The sequence below is a fragment of the Winogradskyella eckloniae genome, assembly GCF_013249045.1.
Lineage (GTDB): Bacteria > Bacteroidota > Bacteroidia > Flavobacteriales > Flavobacteriaceae > Winogradskyella > Winogradskyella eckloniae.
This window is the reverse complement of sequence record NZ_JABRWP010000002.1, coordinates 94677-117834: the sequence shown is the minus strand read 5'-3', so window position 1 is coordinate 117834 and position 23158 is coordinate 94677. Positions and strand designations below refer to the sequence as shown.

Below are 23158 nucleotides of genomic sequence, written 5' to 3'. Positions count from 1 at the left end.
AAACTAAAATATTATGGCGGGATCATTAAATAAAGTAATGCTAATAGGCAACTTAGGGGATGAAGTAAAAATGCATTATTTTGATGATAAAAATTGTGTTGGTCGCTTCCCTATTGCCACTAGCGAATCTTATGTTAGTAAGCAAACTAATGAACGCATAACAAACACAGAATGGCATAATATTGTAGTAAGAAACAAAGCTGCAGAAATTTGCGAAAAATACTTATCTAAAGGAGATAAAGTATATATTGAAGGTAAAATAAAAACTAGAAAATGGACTGATGATAAAGGTATGGAACGTTATTCTACCGAAATTATCTGTGATGAATTTACGTTTTTAACGCCAAAAAATGATCAACCACAAAGATCAAATACCTCACCAGCAAAACCTCAATCAGAGCAACCAACGAAAAACACGGATATTGCAGAAGGTAATGACGATTTACCTTTTTAATTTTTAATTTCACTTTATCTTGGACCCAGAACCCACGGTTTTACTAATAAATCTAATAGCTTATAATACTTCATTTATTTCAAGTATACTGTTGCTTGTTGTTTTATTAATTTGCTCAGCATTAATATCTGGCGCTGAAGTAGCATTGTTTTCACTCACAAAATCTGAAATTAATGACGGATTAGAAAACGAATCGCCTGCAATGCAAATTATTTCAAAACTATTAGAACGTCCTAAAAAACTGCTAGCCACAATTTTAGTTGCGAATAATTTTATAAATATTGCGGTTGTTATTTTGTTTGCCTTTATTGGTGAAACGCTTTTTAATGATATAAAAAATGCCCTTTTTAGGTTCTTAATTGAGGTCGTTTCTGCTACATTTTTAATATTACTATTTGGTGAAATTATTCCAAAAATTTATGCCAGTAGAAATAGTGTGAAGTTTTCTTCATTTATGTCTAGACCACTAAGAGTCTTAGATGTTATATTTTCGCCAATAAGTTTACCTATGCGTTTTGTAACCATAAAAATTCAAAATAAATTTGGCAAACAACGTTCTAATCTAAGTGTAGATCAATTATCACATGCTTTAGAACTCACTAATGACGACGATACAACAAAAGAAGAGCAAAAAATATTACAAGGTATTGTATCCTTTGGAAACACAGACACAAAACAAGTAATGCGTCCTAGAATGGATTTATTTGCGCTAAATATAGAAACGCCTTTTGCAACCATTATTAAAGAGATTATAGATAACGGTTATTCTAGAATCCCTGTGTATGAAGAAAGTATTGATTCTATTAAAGGTGTACTCTATGTAAAAGACTTATTACCACATATTAACAAAAAGAATTTTAATTGGACTACCCTTTTACGCGAACCCTTTTTTGTACCAGCCAACAAGAAATTAGATGATTTAATGGTTGAGTTTCAAACCAAGAAAGTACATTTAGCCGTTGTAGTAGATGAATATGGTGGTACGTCTGGCTTAGTTTCTCTCGAAGATATTATTGAAGAAATTGTGGGTGATATTAGTGATGAATATGATGATGATGATTTAATATATACTAAACTTGATGATAAAAATTATAGTTTTGAAGGCAAAACACCTTTAAAAGATGTATATAAAATAATAGGAATAGATTCTGACATAGACTTATTTGAATCTCAAAAAGGTGAAGCAGAAACTCTAGCTGGTTTTGTATTAGAACTATCAGGAGGTTTTCCTAGAATAGGTAGTAAAGTTAATTTTAATAATTATGTTTTTACTATTGAATCCTTAGAACGCAAACGAATAAAACAGATTAAACTTACCTTATTAGATGACCAATAATAAGGCAAACACTCATAACATTTTTTCTAATATTTAAATATTTAGAAATCATATTATGTAAAAAATAAAACACAAACCAATGAAACGATTAGCAATACCTATTTTAAGCTTACTAATGTTAAGTTGTGGCGATGATCCATTACCTAAACCTAAGGGTTATTTAAGATTAGAGTATCCTAATGCTGAATATAAAAAAGCAACCGTTCCGCTACCGTTCTCTTTTGAAAAAAATGAACTTGCCAATCCTATAACTCCAGTACAAACCAATGCGACCTTTAATGGTGTAAATATTAAATATCCTGCTCTTAAAGCCACAATATATTTAACGTATAAAGCTATAAAAAATGGAAACTTAGACAGTTTATTGCGTGATGCTCAAAACCTCACACAAAAACACACGATTAAGGCTGATGAAATCTCTTATAAAGATTTTGAAAATAAAGAAAACAAAGTTTACGGCATGTTATACGAAATTGGAGGTAATGCTGCTTCGCAATCTCAATTCTATGTTACCGATAGCACTAAGCACTTCTTAAGTGGTTCACTGTACTTCTATGCTAAACCGAATTACGATTCTATTTATCCGGCTTCTGAGTATTTAAAAAAAGACATAAAGCATATTATGGAAAGTGTTAAATGGGAAGAATAATATAAGTTTAAAACAATAAAAATGCCACTGAATTTCAGTGGCATTTTTTTATGTAATTGGATTTACTCTATTATTGATAAACCCATTCTCCACCTATTTTAATGACAGCGAAGTCTTCTGTAGTATTACTTCCGTTGTATATTTCAACAGTAACAATATATTTTTGCTCTTCAGCAGCAGAAGGATCTAAATTATCTAATACTATTGCAGCAGCTTCAAGTACCATTGCATCTGTCCACTCTGCAGCATTACCAGCTCTTCTATCCATGTTACCATAGTTACTCATACTACTTGTAGCATTTGGATATGTATCAGCTAATTCTGTTGCTACTAACACATAATCATCAGCAGAAAAAGTATACCTAATAGTATTATCTGGTACCCAAATTCCGTTTTCATAACCAAACTGTAAAGTTGTAGATATTGTAGACTCATGTCCAATAAACTCACCACCTGTTACTGTGTAAAGGTTACCTCTTCTTTGCGCTCCACTAGAGCTTGAATAATAATCATAGATTACAAATAACTCTTCTTCTTCTTGCGCATACGGGAACGTTAAACTTAAGAATGTTGGTAAGTAGTTATCTGGTGGTATAGAGCTTCCAAAGTTATCATACTGTCCTGGCTGATTGAAATCTTCACCCATTGAATCAAAATCTTTAGAACTTAAGTAGTAAACACCTTCAACTGCTTCCCAAGAACCACCTGAATACATAAAATATTCGCCTTTAGAGTTGGTATCACCTGTTGCTCCTACAGTTTTTATAGCTAAGCTTTGTATTCTCCATCTAGAAGCGTCACCTTCATCTGTATCTACAGTTGCGGGATCATCACCAATAGAAGTATACTTAAAAGCGATGTTGATAGTTTCGCCATCATATGCAGAAAAATCATAATCTTCTGAAGAAGCCATATCTCCACTTGCAGGAGTTCCTAAAGTAATTTCGTCCCATGTTGCAGATAATACATCATCCATGTAGTCTGTTGAAACTAAAATTTTAACTAAAGATACATCTCCAGCAAAATCTAATTCTTGAGTGATTTGAAATTTAAGATCACTTTCGTTAGTTAAATCAATTGTAGGAGATACTAACCATTCTACGTTTGAATATTGGTCACCAAAATAACCGTTTCCTTGTACATATCCAGATTCTGAGGTCCAAACTCCATCATCACCAGATTCTTCAACTGTAGACCAACCTTCTAAACTTCCTACGAAATCATAAAGGACAATTTCTGCTAAACCTACTTCAGGTTCTTCAGAATATTGGTCGTATTTTGCTAAGATTAATTGCCCTTCAACTGGACTAGCCACTTGTGTATCTAGTATTTCTGGTATAGCGTTAGTCGCATTAACATCTGGATAAAATCCGAATGCATCACTACCTGTTGTTGCATAATCAGAGTTTGTAAATTCATAAATATCAGAACTTGTAAAATCACTTACACCTTCTGCGTTACCAATATACAAATCATATCCTACCACTACAGAAGAACCTTCTCCCCAAAATGGGTATTTATCTGCTAAAAATCCTGGTAATAATATCTTTGCTTCATCTTCAGAATTAAAACTACCGTACGTTAATTCTAATTCATCATAATCATCACTAACAAGTGTGTAAGTATCAGAACCTACAATTGGCTCTGCACTTGTATCTAAACCATCATAAATGTCTTCCATAGGATTACAACCGTAAAAGGCTAATCCTAAAACTGCTAAACAATAAATTATTCTTTTCATTTTCAATATTTTTTAAAAATTAACTTTTAATCCAACACTATAAGTTCTTCCTGGACCGTAATAAACTTGCGCTGTAGCAGAGGTTCCATCTAAATCATTGGCATCAGATACATATTCTGTATTAAAAGCGTTGTTTACTTTACCAATTAAGGTTGCATCAAATGGTCCCATTTCAAAACTATGTCTTAAACCAACATCAAACAAACCAAAATCAGGTAACTTCCATACATCTGGTAAATCTAAACTACCTCTATTTGTAACATCATAAGACGAGTAGTTATCTCCTGCAAAGTTATAATCTACATAAATATTAGATTTTGATGCTAATTTATAATCAACACCTAACGCAAATGTAGTTTGTGCAACATCACCAACTTTTAAATCTTCTGCATATACCTCTACGACATCAACAACATCACCTGCTTGGTCTCTAATATCTGCAGATACGTTGCTTTTCCATTGCCAATCTCCTAAAGAAGCCATACCTGTTACGGTTAACTTATCCGTTGCTCTATATCTAAAATCTACTTCGATACCTTGGTGTAACGCATCAATACCTTGTAAGTTATAGAAAAATAAGTTTTCACCCGTACCAATAGAACCACCTAAAGATTTATCTAACCAGTTTGTGTAATAAATATTTACGTTGGCACTTAATTTTTCACCACGGAAACCATAACCTAATTCCGCACTAAATACTTTTTCGTTTACAGCATCTGCATTTGGTATAATACCATCTTCATCTAAAAATACGTCATCTAAAAATGGTGCTTTAGAAAAATAACCAACGTTAACAAATACATTGTTATTTCCATCTAAATTATAGTTACCACCACCTTTAATACCATATCCTGCAAAGTTAACTGCTTCAGATAATCTATCACCAGTAATAGTATTATTCATAAACTCTTCTTGTTTATAATTACTGTTAGAAACATCTGCAGCTACAAATACATTTACAGATTCATTTATTTGATATTCTGCTTGACCAAAAAGACCATATCTTAATACAATACCGTCATAATCTTTATTATATCTATCTCCAACTTTTAAAGGTTGTCCAAAAGCAAAAGTATCCGTTTCATTATCTAAGAAAAACTGACCTCCTAATAAATCATCTACTTGATACCAGTGAGACCCTACATAATAACGACCATCAAAACCACCTGAAATTGTTAAAGCATCATTGATTTTGTTTTTATATGTAGATAATACACCATACCACTCATGAGAGTTTCTTGAAGATGAAATGATATCTGTTGAACCATTTACACCATTCGCAATATTTTCTTCAACAATTGTATCAAAATCAATTGGTGTTAAGCCTGTAGAACCTATTCTGTAATCTGCCGACCCTATTTTAGATCCTTCATCTCTACGTCCACCACCTGAACCAAATGATGCATATACTGCTGTAGATAATGCAGAGGCATCATTAATATTCCATAAATGGTTAATAGACATTTGAGGCTTATGATAAAAGTTGTAAGATTGGTGATAAACTTCACCATTCTTGTAACCCCAATCTTTATTCGCTTTTTGAGGACCAGAATCTGTCTCTTGTAATTCAGCGATTGTAGAACGGTTAAAACGTTGACCGTGTTCTTGCTGTGCACCAAAAGCTGTAAAAGACAACCTATGTGCATCATTTATTTGCTGTGATAAACTTAAAAAGTAATTATATCCTGAAAACTCTGTTCCATCTACATAACCATCTCCATCAATTTTAGAAGCACTTACTGTTGCTGCAAATCCTTTTTCAGATAATCCTGTAGAATACGTCATTCCGTATTTTAAGTAGCCATCATTTGCAATACTAGTACCAACGCTACCACCTTGTTCTGCATCTGTTGTTTTTGTAATGATATTAATTGTACCACCTACAGAAGCTACCGCAACTTTTGAAGCACCTAAACCTCTTTGTACTTGCATAGTAGATGTTACATCACCTAAACCAGCCCAGTTACTCCAATAAACAGCACCATTTTCCATATCATTCACAGGAACACCGTTAATCATTACAGCGACATTCTCAGAGCTAAACCCTCTTAGGTTTATTCTACTATCTCCATAACCACCACCTTGACGTGTTGCATAAACACCTGGTGTTGACTTTAAAATTTCTGGAAATTCTTGAGTTCCTAATTTAATTGCAATCTCTTCTGCTTTAATTGTTGATACAGCCACTGGTGTTTTTCTATCAACCGCTACAGAAGCAACAATCATTATTTCGTCTAATCCTACATTACTAGACATTAAAGTTACTGTTCCTAAATCAGTATTGCCGCTAAAAGCGATAGTTTGAGAAACAAACCCTACATAAGAGATAATTACTTCTCCAGACTTTAAATCTGTTGTTAAAGTAAAATCACCGTCAAAGTTAGTTGTTGCACCATTAGAAGTTCCCTTTACTATAATGTTAGCACCAGGAAGTGGTGAGCTCATGTCACTATCAATTATTTTACCCGTAATAGTGGTTTGGGCATATGATAATGTTGTTAAACTCGTAAGAACAACAAAACATAAAAAAAGATTAAATTTTTTCATATAAAATTTAAGTTAATTGGTTTTATAATTATCGCAAAATTACGTACCTCATAGAGCTAGTATATTAACTAAATGTTAACAATTAAGCGAAACGAAGTTAATTATATAATCCTTAAATTTTATGCGTGCATAATAGATTTTATTAAATGTTTTTAACAATTTTTAACAATTGTTCTTATAAAAAGCTATTAAATTTTGAGTTGACGAATCGTGGCTTGCTGCAATATCATCGTCAGTAAGCTCATTTAATATTGATTTAGCGAGCTGCTTTCCTAACTCAACACCAAATTGATCGTAACTATAAATATTCCAAATAATGCCTTGCACAAAAATTTTGTGTTCGTACATAGCTATTAATTTCCCTAAACTTTCTGGAGATAGTTTCTGAATTAAAATAGATGTTGTAGGTTTATTTCCTTCAAAAACCTTAAAGGTTAATAGCTGTTTAATTTCCGCTTCTGTCGCTGATTGCGCTGTTAACTCTGATAAAACTTCGTCTTTTGTTTTACCATTCATTAATGCTTCTGTTTGCGCAAAATAGTTAGACATTAATTTATTATGATGATCTTTATTGCCATGCAATGATTCTACATAGCCTATAAAATCCGTTGGAATTAATTTAGTGCCTTGGTGTATTAATTGAAAGAAAGCATGTTGTGAATTGGTACCTGGTTCTCCCCAAATTAATGTACCTGTTTGGTAATTTACTTTATTACCATCTCTATCTACACTCTTACCATTACTTTCCATTATACCTTGCTGAAGGTAGGTCGCAAATTGATTTAAATATTGCGTGTATGGTATAATTGCCTCACTCTCTGATTCAAAAAAGTTATTATACCAAATAGTTAATAAAGCAGATATTACAGGAATATTAGTATTGAAATCTGCGGTTCTAAAATGCTCATCCATTTGGTGCGCGCCATCCAATAAGCCGTCAAAGTTGTTATAACCTACTGCCAAACTAATTGAAAGGCCAACTGCACTCCACAATGAAAAACGACCACCAACCCAATCCTTCATTGGGAAAATATTAGACTCATCTATACCAAAATTCTTTACACTTGCAATATTTGTAGACACAGCAACGAAATGATTCGCTACAGCATCTTCGGGTTGTGAGGTTAAAAACCATGCTCTTATTGAGTTGGCATTAGACAAGGTTTCTTGCGTTGTAAACGTTTTTGAAACAATTACAAAAAGTGTTGTTTCTGGGTTTAAGTTTTTTATGACTTCTTGGTAATGATCACCATCAACATTACTCACAAAGTGTGTGTTTAAGTGATTTTTATAATATTGAAGTGCATCTACAACCATTGCAGGTCCTAAGTCCGATCCTCCAATTCCGATATTAACAACATCTGTAATCGCCTTACCTGTATAGCCTTTGTGATGACCATTTACAACTGCATCTGTGAAATTCTTAATTTTTTTCTTGACTTCATGGACTTCTGGAATTACATTTTTACCATCAACTAACACCTCCGCTGTATGTGGTGCACGTAAAGCTGTATGCAAAACAGCTCTACCTTCTGTAGCATTAATGATATCTCCTTCAAAATACTTTGAAATCGCATTTTTGAGATCTAATTCATTTGCCAATGCAATTAACAAATCAATTGTTTCCGTATTTATTCTATTTTTTGAAAAATCGACATAAAAATCATCCCATTTTATCGTTAAATCATTTGCTCTATCCGCATCTGCTTTAAACAGATCTTTTAAATGCGTTGATTTAATTGTTTCAAAATGCGCTTGTAATTGTTTCCAAGCTTTTGATGTGGTTGGGTTGGTTGCTTTTAATGCCATGGTCTTCTGTTATAAAATCGGATCTTCCGTTATTGTGTTTTCTATGTCTTTTGGTTCTGCCTCTAAAAAGAAGATATTATCTAATCGTTGTTTTATAGGCTTCACGTATTCAAGGTATTTTATCTTTAAACTGTCTGAAATTGGCTTTGCTTCTGGTAGTTTTTGCTTAAAGGGATCTACCTGTTTACCGTTTTTCCAGAAGCGATAACACACATGTGGACCACCTGTATTGCCTGTCATTCCTACTTTACCAATGATATCACCTTGCTTTACATAATCTCCTTTTTTAACTAATCGTTTACTCATATGGAGGTATTGCGTAGTATAAGTATCATTATGTCTAATTTTTACATATTTTCCATTACCACCTCGTCGTGTAGATTCTATAACCGTACCATTAGCTGTTGCCATGATTGGCGTACCTACTGGAGCTGCAAAATCGGTTCCTTTATGCGGACGAACCTTGTACCCATAAACTGCAATACGTCGTTTTAGATTATAGCGTGACGATATTCTACTAAATTGAACTGGTGCTTTTAAAAACGCACGACGTAAGTTTTTAGCATCTTCATTGAAGTAATCAACAATTCCTTTTTCTGGATCTGTTTCAAATTCAAAGGCATATAAAGAATCATTATTATGCTCAAAATAAGCAGCCTTTACATTATGAACACCTGCATAAATGGTATCGTCAATATATTTATCTGTATAGATTACCTTAAAGCGATCTCCTTTTTGCAGTCTTCTAAAATCTATGGTCCACGCATAGATTTCGTCCGCCATCTTATAGGCTAATTTCTGACTTAGTCCTTTATCTTCTAATGTTTTAGAAATACTGCTCTCAATGACACCTGTTGCTGTTTTCTCAATAAAAGTTACAGGTTTTTTATTTGTATAGGCATATATAGAATCCTTTAAATTTATAACCACATAATTCACAGGATCTGTTTGGTATATAAATGTTTTAGGACTTGGAAGACTATCTTTTTCCGATTCTTTTGAAAACAGTAAGGTATATGGTTTACCTGGATGCAGTTTTCTTATATCAAAAGTATCTTTAGTGCCTTCTGCAATTTGAAAAATATCGGGATAACCAATATTATTTCGTTGCAAAATTTCACCAAAACTATCCCCTTTTTGTATGGTATCTCGTTTTACAATGTAATTATTGATATCAAAGCCAAACTCAAGAATTTTTTCTTCTTCTACAATTTCTGCAAGCTCTTTATTATAGGCTTCTTCAGCTGAGTTGTCCTCTTTACAAGCAATGATACTTATAGCCGCTATGGCAATTACTACTAGTGGTTTTAACCGCATTAATTTAGCTAATTATAAATTATTTCCCCAATTTTTAATTTCGTCTGCACTCCATAATTCTGGAAAGAATATACGTTTCTGATATTTTGGATGCATGTATTTTTTCCAGTCACTTCCTCCTGTAGCTTCTCCGTCGCCTATACCGCTTTCTATGTAATGCACTGCTGCATTATAATGGCACATTACCCATGAGACATTAACCGTATAATCATAATGACGCATCGCTTTTACTAGCTCTTTGTCTTTTTGATCTTTTTCTGGAAGCTCCTTAAAACGTGTCCAAAGATTTTTGTTATTGTAAGTTTCCATAAACCTTAGAAACTCATCTTTATAACGTTTTTCAAAATTAACCAATAACGTAGATTTTTTACCTGTTTTATGGTCTTTCCCTGCAGCTTGCCAATATAAATGCTCAAAAGCATGAACAAATGGTGTATTTCTATCTATGTCTTTTCTAAACCTGTAATCTATTAAATTAATCAATTCTGTAGAAGCAAATTCTACAAGCCTATATTGCGCACTTTGAAAACCACTAGCAGGTGTTAGCGTATATCTAAATTTCATATACTGCTCTACTTCCATACCTTCTCTCATAATATTAAAAGAGGTTGACAACATGTCAAAATAACGACTAATACGCATAAGTTTTCCTTCAAAAAAAGTAACATCTAAATCTTCTTTTTCTGCTACTTGAGAAATTTCCCATAGAATCATCTTAAAGATTAGTTCATTAATTTGATGATAGGCTATAAACACCATTTCATCTGGTAATGTGGTACGTTGTATTTGAAGGTTTAATAACGCATCCGTTTGGATATAATCCCAGTAAGTAATGGGTTTGCTATATAATAAACCATATAAATGGTCGTCAGTATCTTGATCTATCTTATCGTACTTCTCTTGAAGTGCTTTTATAACCTCATCATAGTTAGGTTGGTCTGCCATAAACTAATTAATCTTAGAATTCTATTTGAAAAGAATGTTTTAATCCTTTAAACTCCACTAAATCTGCGCGTAGTGAACCTACAGCTAAATCTGCTTTAATTTTTAATGGAATTTTATTTTTATCTGCACTTACCCATAGGGTTAAGCTTTCTTCTTCTTTAAAAACGCGTCCTGCCATGACATATGGTCTAAATTTAAGCGTCTTTACTTTAACGTCCGAACCATTTACATCAACTTCTATGGTTTCTCTCCCTAAAAATTTAAGCTTAAAACCATAGTTTTCTTCATCAAAAAACATGTTCGTTTTAATTTCATCACCTTTCTTTAAAGCTTCGGTATCAATCTCATTTCTTAGGTAATAATACATAGACACCATATCTTGAACATCTTGCTCTGTGGTTACTGTAGTGACTTTTTTATGTTTTTTATTATGTACTTCAGCCTTTTGATTTGCATGGTCAAAATTTATTTCAATATCCTTCGTATGACCGCCTTCATCTATTTTTCGAATGAATTTGTATGGCACACCTGATTCTTTATCAAAATAACTTTCGTAACGATCTTTGACTTTAAAAAACCATTTTATTGCACCTGTTGTCCATCCTTTTCCGACAACGTGATATACTTCTCGTCCTTCTAAATTTGCTTCTTTAATTGACAATGTTGCATTACCTGCTTTAACAAAGCCACTATAACTCATTTCAAACTTAAACCATTCTCCATCCTGAAACGCAGATTCTTTTTCAACATTGGAGGCCTGAAACCCAACAAGTAATAATATGATTGTAAAAATATGTTTCATAATAATAAGTTGTAAATATAATTAATGTAACGCATTTTTTGTGTTACAATTATCTTAAATACAATTACTATTCCAAATATTACAATGGGCAAAATCTAAAAAGAACCTTAGTCTGATTTTTAAATCTAACTACAGTATATTTTTACTTGCCTAAAGCGTTCCTCTTTTAGCTTGCTCACGTTCTATAGACTCAAACAACGCTTTAAAATTACCAGCACCAAAACCACGTGCTCCCATTCTTTGAATAATCTCAAAAAATAAGGTTGGCCTGTCTTCTACTGGTTTTGTAAATATTTGAAGTAAGTATCCTTCTTCATCAGCATCTATCATAATACCTAGGCCTTTTAAGGTTTCGATATCTTCTCTTAATGCATGACTATGCTCTTCTAAACGACCTGGTACAGCCCTGTAATATTCTTCTGGAGGTGTAGATAAAAACTCAACACCTCTAGATTTTAATTGCGAAACTGTTGTGATGATATCATCTGTTGCTATAGCGATATGCTGCACTCCTGCGCCTTCGTAAAAGTCTAAATATTCTTCAATTTGAGAACGTTTTTTACCTTCTGCTGGTTCGTTAATTGGAAATTTAATTCGGCCATTTCCATTACTCATTACCTTACTCATCAAAGCTGAATACTCTGTATGAATCTGCTTGTCATCAAAGGATAAGAAATTCACAAAGCCCATAACATCTTCATACCATTTTACCCAAGTATTCATTTCTCCCCAACCTACATTACCAACCATATGGTCAATGTATTTTAAACCTGCTGGTTCCGGATTGTAATCACTTTTCCACGCTACAAAACCTGGCATAAATGTACCGTTGTAGTTTTTACGCTCCACAAACATATGTACTGTTTCTCCATAGGTATAGATGCCTGCTCTAACGACTTCACCAAATTCGTCTTTTTCTACAGTAGGTTCCATATACGATTTTGCACCTCTTTTTGTAGTTTCTTCATAAGATTTACGTGCATCTTCTACCCAAAGTGCAACTACTTTTACGCCATCACCATGCTTAACGATGTGCTTGTTAATTTCCGATTTACTATTTAAAGGTGTTGTAAGCACTAATCGTATTTTATCTTGCTTTAAGACATAGCTTACCGAATCCGTAGAACCTGTCTCCAACCCTTTATAAGCATACGACTGAAAACCAAATGCGGTTTTATAAAAATGTGCAGATTGCTTGGCATTACCAACATAAAACTCTACATAATCTGTCCCTAAAAGCGGCAAAAAATCTTGAGCGTCTTCAAATATTTTTTCTAAACCGTAGTTAACGTTTTCTATTTTTTTAGTCATAATTTTATATTTTAAAAATTATATGCTTTTTAATTATCTTATTAGCTTTTTAATCTATTATATAGAATCTACTTCAGATTCTATAATGTAATCGTCTTCCTCCCAATCTTCAATACTATCTGATTCGTATTCATAATGAAAATCATCTTCTTCATAATTTCCATTCCTAATACCATCTAACACGGCTGAAGATATAATGGTTCCGTAAAAAATTAATGCTGCAAAAGCAACAAGAAAAATTATTCCGTTTAAAATAACCGCTATTATATTTAAGATTTTGGCTGTATTAACATTGCTTAGTGATTGCGGATCATAAGCTTCAGGATTATTATGAAAATCTCTAATACTTTTATTAGCAGTCACCAACCCAATTATTGCCATAACTAGCGGAACAATTGCCGTTACACCATAACAACAGCAACCCACTAAACCAATAATCAATGACAATACACCTAAAATAAGAGATAATGGATCTGCTGATAATTTATTTCTATTCATATTACTTCTATTAGTGCTCTAACCAAGACTTATAATAATCCTCATCTGCAATTTTCATTGCCTCTTCTGTGACTTGCAATGGTTTAAACGTATCTACCATTACAGCCAATTCGTCTGTTTTTACTTTACCAATACTACGTTCCATAGCGCCTGGATGTGGACCATGAGGAATACCTGCTGGATGCAACGAAATATGACCAGCTGCTATATCGTTTCTGCTCATAAAATCGCCATCTACGTAATACAATACCTCATCACTATCTATATTACTATGGTTGTAAGGTGCTGGCACAGCTAATGGATGATAATCATATAACCTTGGCACAAAACTACAGACTACAAACGCATCAGTTTCAAAAGTTTGATGCACAGGTGGTGGTTGATGCACACGACCTGTTATGGGTTCGAAATCGTGAATTGAAAAAGCATATGGATAATTATAACCGTCATAACCCACCACATCAAAAGGATGCGAGGCATAAACCATATCAAAAATATCGCCTTGTTTTTTTATTTTAATTAAAAATTCTCCAGATTCATTATACGTTTCTAGCTCTTGTGGCTGACGTAAATCGCGCTCACAAAATGGCGAATGTTCTAGCAACTGACCAAACCAGTTTCGGTAGCGTTTTGGTGTATAAATAGGTCTTCGAGATTCTACAATAAAGAGTCGGTTGTCTTCTGTATCAAAATCGAGTTTATAAATGACACCTCTTGGCACTAAAAGATAATCGCCATATTTAAAATCTAAGTTTCCTAAGTGTGTTCGTAATTTCCCTGTGCCTTTATGAATAAAAATTAATTCATCTGCATCTGTATTTTTATAAAAATAATCTCGTGTCGATTCTTTTGGTGCGGCCAAAATAATATGACAATCACTGTTAGTGAGGACGATTTTTCTACTCTCTAAATAATCGTTTTCTGGCTTTGTTTTAAAACCATGTAAACGATAGGATTGCATATTGTTTGCTTTCGCAATTTTAGGTGCAACACTATATTGTTTTATTATGTCTTTTACTTGTGTTGGGCGTTGCTCGTGGTAACTGTTGGTAGACATACCGTCAAAACCGATGGTACCGAACAATTGCTCGTAATAAAAATCGCCGTTTGGTTTTTTAAACTGCGTGTGGCGTTTTGGTGGAATTTTCCCTAATTTATGATAGAATGGCATTTGCTTTTTGTTTTAAGTTCAAAAGTTGAGCTTATTATTAACTGTGGTAATTTGCAGTTAACTATAGGCTACATCTAAAGGTACAAAAAATGGTAAAAATTATTTAAAAAGATACCGAAACAAGTTCAGTATGACATAAATGTCATTCTGGATTCCTCTTAATAAGGAAGTGTAAGTGTAGTTTTATGTTTTGCCAGAATGGTTTCATGTTCTACAAATATCGAAAAATTATTTGAGATATTGAAACGAGATAAAAGGGGTAACAGCGAATTTAAATCAAAACCAAAATCCAAGATTAAAGTACCAATAACTATCTCCTGTATCTGGTGAATAAGAAAACTTACCTTCTAAAGGCCCTATAAAAGTTTCTAAGGAGTAGCCTAACGCGTAACCTGTATAATCTGGTGATGAGAAAAACTGACCTGTTTCAAACAAATCATCATCTATATTAGCAAAATTAGCTGCACCAAGGATATGATGCCCTTTATGAAACTCGTAATCTAAGGTAAAGGTAGATTTTACAAAACTGTTACCAATGATCGATATAAAATCATAACCATAAAACGAATAAAAATTACTTAAAAAATTAGCTCCATAACCTCCAAACGCAAAATCTAAAGTATTGGTAGATTTACTTCCTATTTTAAAACCACCATTGGCTTCCGTTTTTAAAGCTAACTTATCGTTAAAACTGAAGGCATAACCAAAATCTGCTTTCGCTATAGAAAATCCATCAAAATCAGTATTAAATCCTGTAGCGTTTAGGTATAAATGAAAATCTGCATTTACATAAAAACCACTTTTTGGAAAATGAGCATTATCAAAATCATCATATATTAAATTTCCATAAACACTAAAATAGTTCGTATTATCAAAAGTTATTTCATCTTCTAATTCATCTTCAATAATTGTTTCTGAGGTAATCTTAAAACGACGATGCTCTCCTCCTAATCGCAATGCAAAATCTTTTTGAAAAATGGTTTGTAGATACACCTGATTCGTTAAATCTGCAACTTCTGCATCTAACTTATTAACGCCCACCAACAATGACGAGTCTTCTTCCAAGGCTAAAGATGGACTTATGCTTTTATGAAATTGATTATACGAAGATTTTGCACCTAAACTTATATAATAACCTTTGTCTATAAAATAATCAAAATTATATCTCGAATTATCTCCAAGTATGATATCTAAGGAAGCAATATCATTATTAAATAACAACTTCTTTTTTGTAATATTCGCTAAAATTGCACTTTTATATAACTCATCGAAATGAATACCCAACCTTAGAAAGGTCGTAATTTCAGATTCAGTTACTTCGCCGACTAAATTAAATTTAGTCCCTTGGTCTGTTGGTGTTAAATGATATCTAAAGGCGTCAAAGTTATTGGTAGCAATTAAACTATTTATACCACGTCTAAAATCTGAATACGCTATTTTCTCTTCACCTTTTAATTTTAACTTCCCTAACAGATAAGATCTGGTATATTTTGAGTTGCCTTTTATATCCACATTTTTTATAGTTAAACTATCAAAAACTGTAAGATGAGCTTGCTTTTTTATATGATGTTGCTTGGTTTTTAAGTTATTTAATTCGGTAAGTTGGTTTCTAGCCGCTAATTCTCCATTCGCAATAATATCGGTGCCTTTGTCAAACGACACAACTGAGTAGTCCGAAATGTCTGGTTTTATATAAACATCTGTTAAAACCAATTTTGATTTCATCGAATTTATGGTTCTAAAGTTATTAATTTGGAGTAATATATCTGGTGCAGATTTTAGCGCCTCACGATCCTTTAAGGCATCTTGCACGTCTACACCTATTATTACATCCATACCTTTATCTCGCAATTCTTGTACAGGATAATTATTAGTAACACCACCATCTACTAGAATTCTACCATTTATTATTACAGGCTGAAACAATGACGGCAATGCAGCACTAGCCGTTACCGCTTCTGCTAAATTACCCTTATCTAACAATAAAGACTCTCCTGTTTCTACATCTGTAGCCATACAAAAAAACGGAATTGGTAATTTGCTAAAATCCTTGTTTTGATTAACAGGCATCATAAGTTGATACAATAAATTATACACATTTTGACCTCGCGATAACGCAGATGGTAAACTAATTTTTAATTTATCGAAGGGTAAGGTCACGGCATATTTTTCAGCATTTTCTCTCTCATAAAATGATTTAGAACCTCTAGGAAATTTATCATTGATTAACTCATCAAAATTCTGAGCTTCAAACATTTTCTCTAATTGCGCTCCAGAATATCCAGACGCATACAAAGAACCAATGATAGCACCCATACTTGTACCAGCAATATAATCTACCTTTAACCCTAAACTATCCATAACTTTAAGCACACCTATATGAGCAAATCCTTTTGCACCACCACCACTTAACACCAATCCCACTTTGGGCTGGTGTTGCTCTTCAGAAACCTGTGCTACTATTGGTAAAAACGTTAGTAATACACTACATAATATGAAATATCTTTTTTTCATAAATTACAATTCTGATGATACCATTTTCAACATGAGTGTTTTAAAAAATTTATTACGAATACCATTGGTTTTAATTTAACTCCTCTTTATGATAAAAATTATAAACCTTACTCGCTCTAGAAACACCAACTACGGCTTCAAGCTCATCTAATTTTGCGTTAGCAATTCGTTTTACGGTTTTAAATTGCTTCATTAAATCTATAATAGTTTGCTCGCCAACACCTTGTATGTTTTCTAACTCTGTGGTTAAAGCTCCTTTACTCCGTCGGTTTCTGTGATGTTCTATCCCAAAACGATGCGCTTCATTCCTTAATTGTTGTATAATCTTTAACGTTTCACTTTTTTTATCTAAATATAAAGGAATAGGATCATCTGGATAAAACAACTCTTCTAATCGTTTGGCAATACCTATAATTGCAATTTTTCCGCGCAATCCTAATACATCTAAACTTTTTAATGCTGAAGATAATTGACCTTTTCCTCCATCAATTATAATAAGTTGAGGCAAAGGCTGTTCTTCTTCTAGTAAACGCTTATAACGTCTATACACCACTTCTTCCATGGATGCAAAATCATCTGGACCCTCTACTGTTTTTATATTAAAATTACGATAATCCTTTTTACTTGGTTTGCCGTTTTTAAACACCACACAAGCAGCTACTGGATTTGTACCTTGTATATTTGAGTTATCAAAACATTCTATATGTCTAGGCTCTTCAGACAAACGCAAATCGGCTTTCATCTGTGCCATTATTCTATTAGCATGGCGATCTGGATCTACAAGTTTTACCTGCTTAAATTTATCCATCCTAAAATATTTGGCATTTCGGAGTGATAAATCTAAAATACGCTTTTTATCTCCAAGTTTTGGTACTGTGATTTTTATACCATCACCTAAATGTACTTTAAACGGTACATAAACCTCTTTAGATGTAGAATCAAATCGTTGTCTAATTTCAATGATTGCCAATTCTAACAGTTCCGCATCAGATTCTTGTAATTTTTTCTTCAATTCTAAGGTATGCGACCTTATTATGGAGCCATAACTTATTTGTAAAAAATTTACATAAGCATAGGTTTCATCACTGACAATAGAGAACACATCTACATTACTAATCTTAGGATTAATAATTGTAGACTTAGCTTGGTAGTTTTCTAAAACTTCAAGTTTTTCTTTTATTTTTTGAGCATCTTCAAACTGCATCGCTTCGGCATGTTGGCGCATCTGAATTTTAAATTGCTGCAAAGAATCTTTAAAATTGCCTTTTAAAATTTCTCTAATTGCAATGACATTAGCCTCGTATTCTTCCTCTGTTTCATAACCTTCGCACGCACCTTTGCAGTTGCCTAGGTGATATTCTAAACACACTTTATACTTATCTGCTTCAATTTTTGCTTCAGACAGATCGTAATTACAGGTGCGTAATTGATACAACCCCTTAATTAAGCCTAAAAGGGTTTTTACGGTTTTCATACTTGTATATGGCCCAAAATATGACGACCCATCTTTTATAATACGTCGTGTTGGAAATACTCTTGGAAAACGCTCCTTTTTTATACAAATCCAAGGGTAAGATTTATCATCTTTTAATAAAACGTTATACTTTGGTCTGTATTTTTTTATAAGATTATTCTCTAATAACAGAGCATCACTTTCGGTATCCACCACGATATGCTTTACCGATACAATATTTTTTACCAACACGCGTGTTTTACCATTATCATGGTGTTTGTTAAAATAACTGCTAACTCGCTTTTTTATATCTTTAGCTTTACCAACATAGATTATACGCTCATTTGCATCAAAATATTGATAAACACCAGGTTGATGAGGTAAGGTTTTTATTTGTATTTCTAATGAAGAATCTGGCATATAATCAAAGGTAAATAAAAGTTATAAGTTAAGCATAACTAGTCTTTAAAGTTATTATATCTTGCGCCTCATTTTTTAAATATTTAATTTATGACAAAAAAAATCCTAGGACGTATTGATAGAGTCAATTTTCCGGATTTGCAACTTAGCAATATAGACGTTAAAATAGATACTGGTGCTTATACATCTGCGATACATTGTTCTCAAATAAAAGAATCTGAAGGGCAACTTTTCTGCGTTTTTGAGAGCAAAGGCCATCCCAACTTTAAAAGTGAAGAAGTTGTTTTTGATACCTATTCTTATACTGATGTAAAAAGCAGTAATGGAAATAAAGAAAACCGATATAAAATTAAAACAACCGTCGTATTCTTTGGAAAAACGTATAAGATTAACTTAACTTTAAGCACTAGAGACGACATGAAGTTTCCTGTGCTTATTGGTCGTCAATTTTTAAAAAACAAATTTATGGTTGATGTAGATTTAGATAACCAATCCTTTAAACAACGTAATACGAAATGAACTTAGTAATTCTTTCAAGAAACCCTGACCTATACTCTACAAAGCGCCTTGTTGAAGAAGCCGAAAACAGAGGCCATTCCGTTGAAATCATTGATCCCTTAAAATGTGATATTATCATTGAAAAGGAAAAACCTTCAATTTATTACAGAGACCGTTATCTCGATTATGTAGACGCCATTATCCCAAGAATAGGTGCTTCTGTAACGTTTTACGGCTGTGCCGTAGTAAGACAATTTGAAGAAATGGGCGTTTTTACCATTGCCTCTTCCGAAGCTATATTAAGATCTAGAGACAAACTAAAAAGCTTACAACGCTTAAGTAAAGCTGGTATTGGGATGCCAAAAACCGTATTTACAAATTACTCAAGAGATGTCGAAGAAGTGATAGAACATGTTGGTGGCACACCAGTAATCATTAAACTACTAGAAGGCACACAAGGTCTTGGTGTTGTTTTGGCCGAAACTAAAAACGCAGCAGAATCTGTTTTAGAAGCCTTTAATGGTTTGCAAGCACGTGTTATAGTCCAAGAATTTATAAAAGAAGCCAATGGTGCAGATTTAAGAGCTTTAGTTGTAGATGGCCAAGTCGTTGGTGCTATGAAACGCCAAGGAAAAAAAGGTGAATTTAGATCTAATTTACATCGTGGTGGTTCTGCTAATATTATTAAACTAAATCAAGATGAGTTAAAGTTAGCTATGCATGCTGCAAAGGTTTTAAAACTGCCTGTTTGTGGTGTAGATATGTTACAATCTTCTCGTGGACCACTATTGCTCGAAGTAAATTCTACACCAGGACTAGAAGGTATTGAAGGTGCCACGCACAAAAACATTGCTAGAGCCATAATTACCTTTATAGAACGTAGCAAATCGTAAAATTAATGCAGGTCAATAAATAACCATGAGCAATAAAGATATACTTCACATATTAGGAACAGAAGTAGCACTAGGAGAAAGTGCTCAGGTTAGTTTTAACGTTGCAAAACTACACACGCAAAATACTATTGACGTTCCGGTAATTATAGAACGTTCTAAAAAACCTGGACCAACCGTTTTAATCACAGCAGGAATCCATGGAGACGAAGTTAATGGTGTAGAAATTGTACGTCAAATCATTTCTAAAGGTATCAATAAACCCAAAAAAGGAACAATTATCTGTGTGCCTGTTATTAACGTATTTGGGTTTTTAAATATGAATCGCGAATTTCCTGACGGACGTGATCTTAATCGTGTTTTTCCTGGTATTAGAGGTGGTTCTTTAGCGAGTAGAGTGGCATTTAAATTAGTCACAGAAATTTTACCACATGCCGACTTGGTTATGGATTTTCATACTGGTGGCGCAGATCGCTTTAATGCTGCACAAATACGAATTATTAAAAACGAAAAAACTTTAAACGAATTAGCAAAGGTCTTTGGTGCACCTTTTATTTTTTACTCAAAAAACCTTAATAAATCCTTTAGAAACACTTGTCACAAATTAGGAATCCCTATTTTATTGTTTGAAGGAGGCAAATCTTTTAACATAGACAACACCATTACTAATACAGGTGTCAACGGTGTTAAACGTGTTTTACATCATCTCGAAATGCTCAACCGAAGATTCAAGGTGTCAGAATCTAAACAACCTTGTATTTATATTACAGAAAGCAAGTGGATAAGAGCAAAATATTCTGGAATGTTTAAGGCTACAGCACTTATAAATTCAGAGGTTAAAAAAGGGGATGTTTTAGGAAATATTACAGATCCTTATGGAAGTTTTAATCACTTTGTAAAAGCACCAAACGATGGCTATGTTTTTAATATTAATGAATCGCCAATAATCTATCAAGGTGATGCTATTTTTCATATTTCTACAAAAGTAAAAAAGTGACAAAACAAGAATTAAGAACCAAATACAAAACGCTTAGACAAGCGTTAAACGATAATCAAATTGATGACAACAGTATGGCTATTGCCAATCAATTATTACGTTTAGACATTTGGCACAAATCCTTCTACCATATTTTTCTAACCATAGAAGAACAAAAGGAAATTAACACCGATTTTATTCTCAATATATTATCTGGCAAAGACAAACACATTGTTATTTCTAAAAGTAATTTTGATGATTTCAGTATGGATCACGTTTTACTAACCGATAATACAACCATTAAAAAAAATCATTACAATATACCAGAACCTTTAGATGGTATCAAAATTGAATCTTCCCAATTAGAAGTGGTTTTTATTCCTTTATTAGCCTTTGATACACTAGGAAACAGAGTAGGATATGGCAAAGGCTTCTACGATAGGTTTTTAGGCCAATGCCAACCAGAAACCATTAAAATAGGGCTCTCTTTCTTCAATGCAGAAGACCATATTACCGACCATTCAGAAAACGATGTTAGGCTAGATTTCTGTGTCACACCAGATCAAATTTACAAATTCTGAATTTTTTATCGTTGAAATGCAATAAAATTAGATAAAAAGTAAAATTTTCATATATTGCAAACTCAATGAATTAATTTTCAGAGTCTACTCTAAGGGTTGCAAGTACTATTACTATGACAGAATCTAATACAAAACAACATATTATTTCTAGTGAAAAATTAGAAGAAGATAATTTTTATTACAGAGAATCTGCATTGATGACATCTACAGGAAGTTGGTACATAGATTTTGAAAATAAAAAAAGCTATTGGGATGACATTACCAGAAGCATATTAGAATTTCCGTTAGAGTTTGTGCCTTCTTTAAGAATGGCCAAGTCTTTATATGCCAAAGAACACCAAGCTTTTATAGCAAATACATTTTTTGAGTGTGGCATTTCTGGTATTCCGTTTGATGTAGAAATCATTATGATCACGGCCAATAATAGAAAATTTTGGGCAAGAGTCATAGGAAAACCTGTTTACAACAGCGAAGAGAAAATTATTGGCGTTAGAGGTGTTTTTCAAGATATAGACGATATAAAACAAAAAGAAATAAATTTAGAAAAAACATCAGATATTGTCGCCTCTCAAAACTCAAGATTGTTCAATTTTGCACATATTGTTTCGCACAATCTAAGATCACATTCTAGTAATTTAACTTTAATAGTACGTCTCATCAATGAATTAAACACTGTAGAAGAAAAATTAGAACTCCTGGATAATATTAAAAATGTCTCTGATAGTTTAAATACGACTATAGAACATTTAAATGAAGTTGTAACTATTCAGACCAATTCTAACCAACACAAGGAGGATGTGAGTTTTTCTACCACTTTAGAGCAGGTTACGACCTCAATTAATCAAATTATAGATACAAATAGGGCCACTATAAATTCAGATTTTAGCAAAGCAGAATCCATTCATTATATTCCTGCATATTTAGATAGTATTTTATTAAATTTGATCACTAATGCTATAAAATACAAACACAAAGACAGAGACCCTATTATTACTATTTCTACATCATTAGATTATAAAAACAATGATCGTATTGTGTTAAAAATCAGTGACAATGGCTCTGGAATAGATATGGAAAAATTTGGAAGCAAACTTTTTGGCATGTATAAAACGTTTCATTATAATGCAGATGCTAGAGGTATTGGTCTGTTTATTACCAAAAACCAAATTGAATCCTTAAATGGCGAAATACAAGTAGAAAGCGAACCAAATATTGGGACAACATTTACCATAAAATTTTAAACCAA

Annotated in this window: 19 protein-coding genes; 8 read left to right on the top strand and 11 right to left on the bottom strand. The window is 32.9% G+C overall.

From position 1 onward, the window contains the following. Positions 1–13: 13 nt before the first annotated feature. The 3 genes from HNV08_RS03450 to gldD all read left to right on the top strand — a co-directional run bounded on the left by HNV08_RS03450 (position 14) and on the right by gldD (position 2439). Positions 14–454, top strand: coding sequence for a single-stranded DNA-binding protein (locus HNV08_RS03450; RefSeq protein ID WP_173279757.1), 441 nt, complete (start codon positions 14–16; stop codon positions 452–454). Positions 455–473: 19 nt separating this feature from the next. Next, positions 474–1790 carry a gliding motility-associated protein GldE gene (locus HNV08_RS03445; protein ID WP_173279756.1) on the top strand — a complete coding sequence of 439 codons (1317 nt, stop codon included), beginning with the start codon at positions 474–476 and terminating at the stop codon, positions 1788–1790. Between the two features lie 79 nt (positions 1791–1869). Next, a complete protein-coding gene (gldD, locus tag HNV08_RS03440; RefSeq protein WP_173279754.1) occupies positions 1870–2439 on the top strand; it encodes a gliding motility lipoprotein GldD in 570 nt (189 codons plus the stop codon). A 70-nt stretch (positions 2440–2509) separates the two neighbouring features. Here the strand turns inward: gldD and HNV08_RS03435 are convergent, their stop codons facing one another. The 11 genes from HNV08_RS03435 to uvrC all read right to left on the bottom strand — a co-directional run bounded on the left by HNV08_RS03435 (position 2510) and on the right by uvrC (position 18967). Then, positions 2510–4180 (bottom strand): choice-of-anchor J domain-containing protein, encoded by a 1671-nt coding sequence (locus HNV08_RS03435; RefSeq protein ID WP_173279753.1) that lies wholly within the window; start codon positions 4178–4180, stop codon positions 2510–2512. Positions 4181–4192: 12 nt separating this feature from the next. After that, positions 4193–6727: a TonB-dependent receptor gene (locus tag HNV08_RS03430; protein WP_173279751.1), complete on the bottom strand. Its 2535-nt coding sequence runs from the start codon at positions 6725–6727 to the stop codon at positions 4193–4195. A 162-nt stretch (positions 6728–6889) separates the two neighbouring features. Next, positions 6890–8536, bottom strand: a complete 1647-nt coding sequence (pgi, locus tag HNV08_RS03425; RefSeq protein WP_173279749.1) for a glucose-6-phosphate isomerase — start codon at positions 8534–8536, stop codon at positions 6890–6892. A 9-nt stretch (positions 8537–8545) separates the two neighbouring features. After that, positions 8546–9853 carry a peptidoglycan DD-metalloendopeptidase family protein gene (locus HNV08_RS03420; RefSeq protein ID WP_173279747.1) on the bottom strand — a complete coding sequence of 436 codons (1308 nt, stop codon included), beginning with the start codon at positions 9851–9853 and terminating at the stop codon, positions 8546–8548. Positions 9854–9865: 12 nt separating this feature from the next. Further along, on the bottom strand, positions 9866–10798 hold the full coding sequence (locus HNV08_RS03415; RefSeq protein ID WP_173279746.1) for a tryptophan 2,3-dioxygenase family protein: 933 nt from the start codon (positions 10796–10798) through the stop codon (positions 9866–9868). A 13-nt stretch (positions 10799–10811) separates the two neighbouring features. Continuing rightward, the gene (locus HNV08_RS03410; protein ID WP_173279744.1) at positions 10812–11600 is read right to left on the bottom strand and encodes a DUF3108 domain-containing protein; all 789 of its coding nucleotides are present in this window, start codon (positions 11598–11600) and stop codon (positions 10812–10814) included. Positions 11601–11750: 150 nt separating this feature from the next. After that, complete coding sequence (gene hppD / locus HNV08_RS03405) at positions 11751–12911, bottom strand: 4-hydroxyphenylpyruvate dioxygenase (RefSeq protein ID WP_173279743.1); 1161 nt, start codon at positions 12909–12911, stop codon at positions 11751–11753. 57 nt (positions 12912–12968) lie between these two features. Continuing rightward, positions 12969–13409 carry a CCC motif membrane protein gene (locus HNV08_RS03400; RefSeq protein ID WP_173279741.1) on the bottom strand — a complete coding sequence of 147 codons (441 nt, stop codon included), beginning with the start codon at positions 13407–13409 and terminating at the stop codon, positions 12969–12971. 10 nt (positions 13410–13419) lie between these two features. After that, complete coding sequence (locus HNV08_RS03395; RefSeq protein WP_173279740.1) at positions 13420–14580, bottom strand: homogentisate 1,2-dioxygenase; 1161 nt, start codon at positions 14578–14580, stop codon at positions 13420–13422. Between the two features lie 276 nt (positions 14581–14856). Further along, positions 14857–17094: a patatin-like phospholipase family protein gene (locus tag HNV08_RS03390; protein ID WP_173279738.1), complete on the bottom strand. Its 2238-nt coding sequence runs from the start codon at positions 17092–17094 to the stop codon at positions 14857–14859. A gap of 70 nt (positions 17095–17164) precedes the next feature. After that, complete coding sequence (uvrC, locus tag HNV08_RS03385) at positions 17165–18967, bottom strand: excinuclease ABC subunit UvrC (protein WP_173279737.1); 1803 nt, start codon at positions 18965–18967, stop codon at positions 17165–17167. Between the two features lie 90 nt (positions 18968–19057). Here uvrC and HNV08_RS03380 point away from each other — a divergent pair, with 90 nt between their 5' ends. The 5 genes from HNV08_RS03380 to HNV08_RS03360 all read left to right on the top strand — a co-directional run bounded on the left by HNV08_RS03380 (position 19058) and on the right by HNV08_RS03360 (position 23153). Further along, positions 19058–19486, top strand: a complete 429-nt coding sequence (locus HNV08_RS03380; protein WP_173279735.1) for an ATP-dependent zinc protease family protein — start codon at positions 19058–19060, stop codon at positions 19484–19486. Beyond that, positions 19483–20358: a 30S ribosomal protein S6--L-glutamate ligase gene (gene rimK, locus HNV08_RS03375; RefSeq protein WP_173279733.1), complete on the top strand. Its 876-nt coding sequence runs from the start codon at positions 19483–19485 to the stop codon at positions 20356–20358. Before HNV08_RS03380 ends, rimK begins: the two co-directional genes overlap by 4 nt. 25 nt (positions 20359–20383) lie before the next feature. Beyond that, the gene (locus HNV08_RS03370) at positions 20384–21352 is read left to right on the top strand and encodes a succinylglutamate desuccinylase/aspartoacylase family protein (protein ID WP_173279732.1); all 969 of its coding nucleotides are present in this window, start codon (positions 20384–20386) and stop codon (positions 21350–21352) included. After that, entirely contained in the window at positions 21349–21912 is a 564-nt protein-coding gene (locus HNV08_RS03365) for a 5-formyltetrahydrofolate cyclo-ligase (protein ID WP_173279730.1), read from the top strand. The genes HNV08_RS03370 and HNV08_RS03365 overlap by 4 nt, the downstream gene beginning before the upstream one ends. 113 nt (positions 21913–22025) lie before the next feature. Beyond that, a complete protein-coding gene (locus tag HNV08_RS03360) occupies positions 22026–23153 on the top strand; it encodes a sensor histidine kinase (protein ID WP_173279729.1) in 1128 nt (375 codons plus the stop codon). Positions 23154–23158 lie beyond the last annotated feature (5 nt).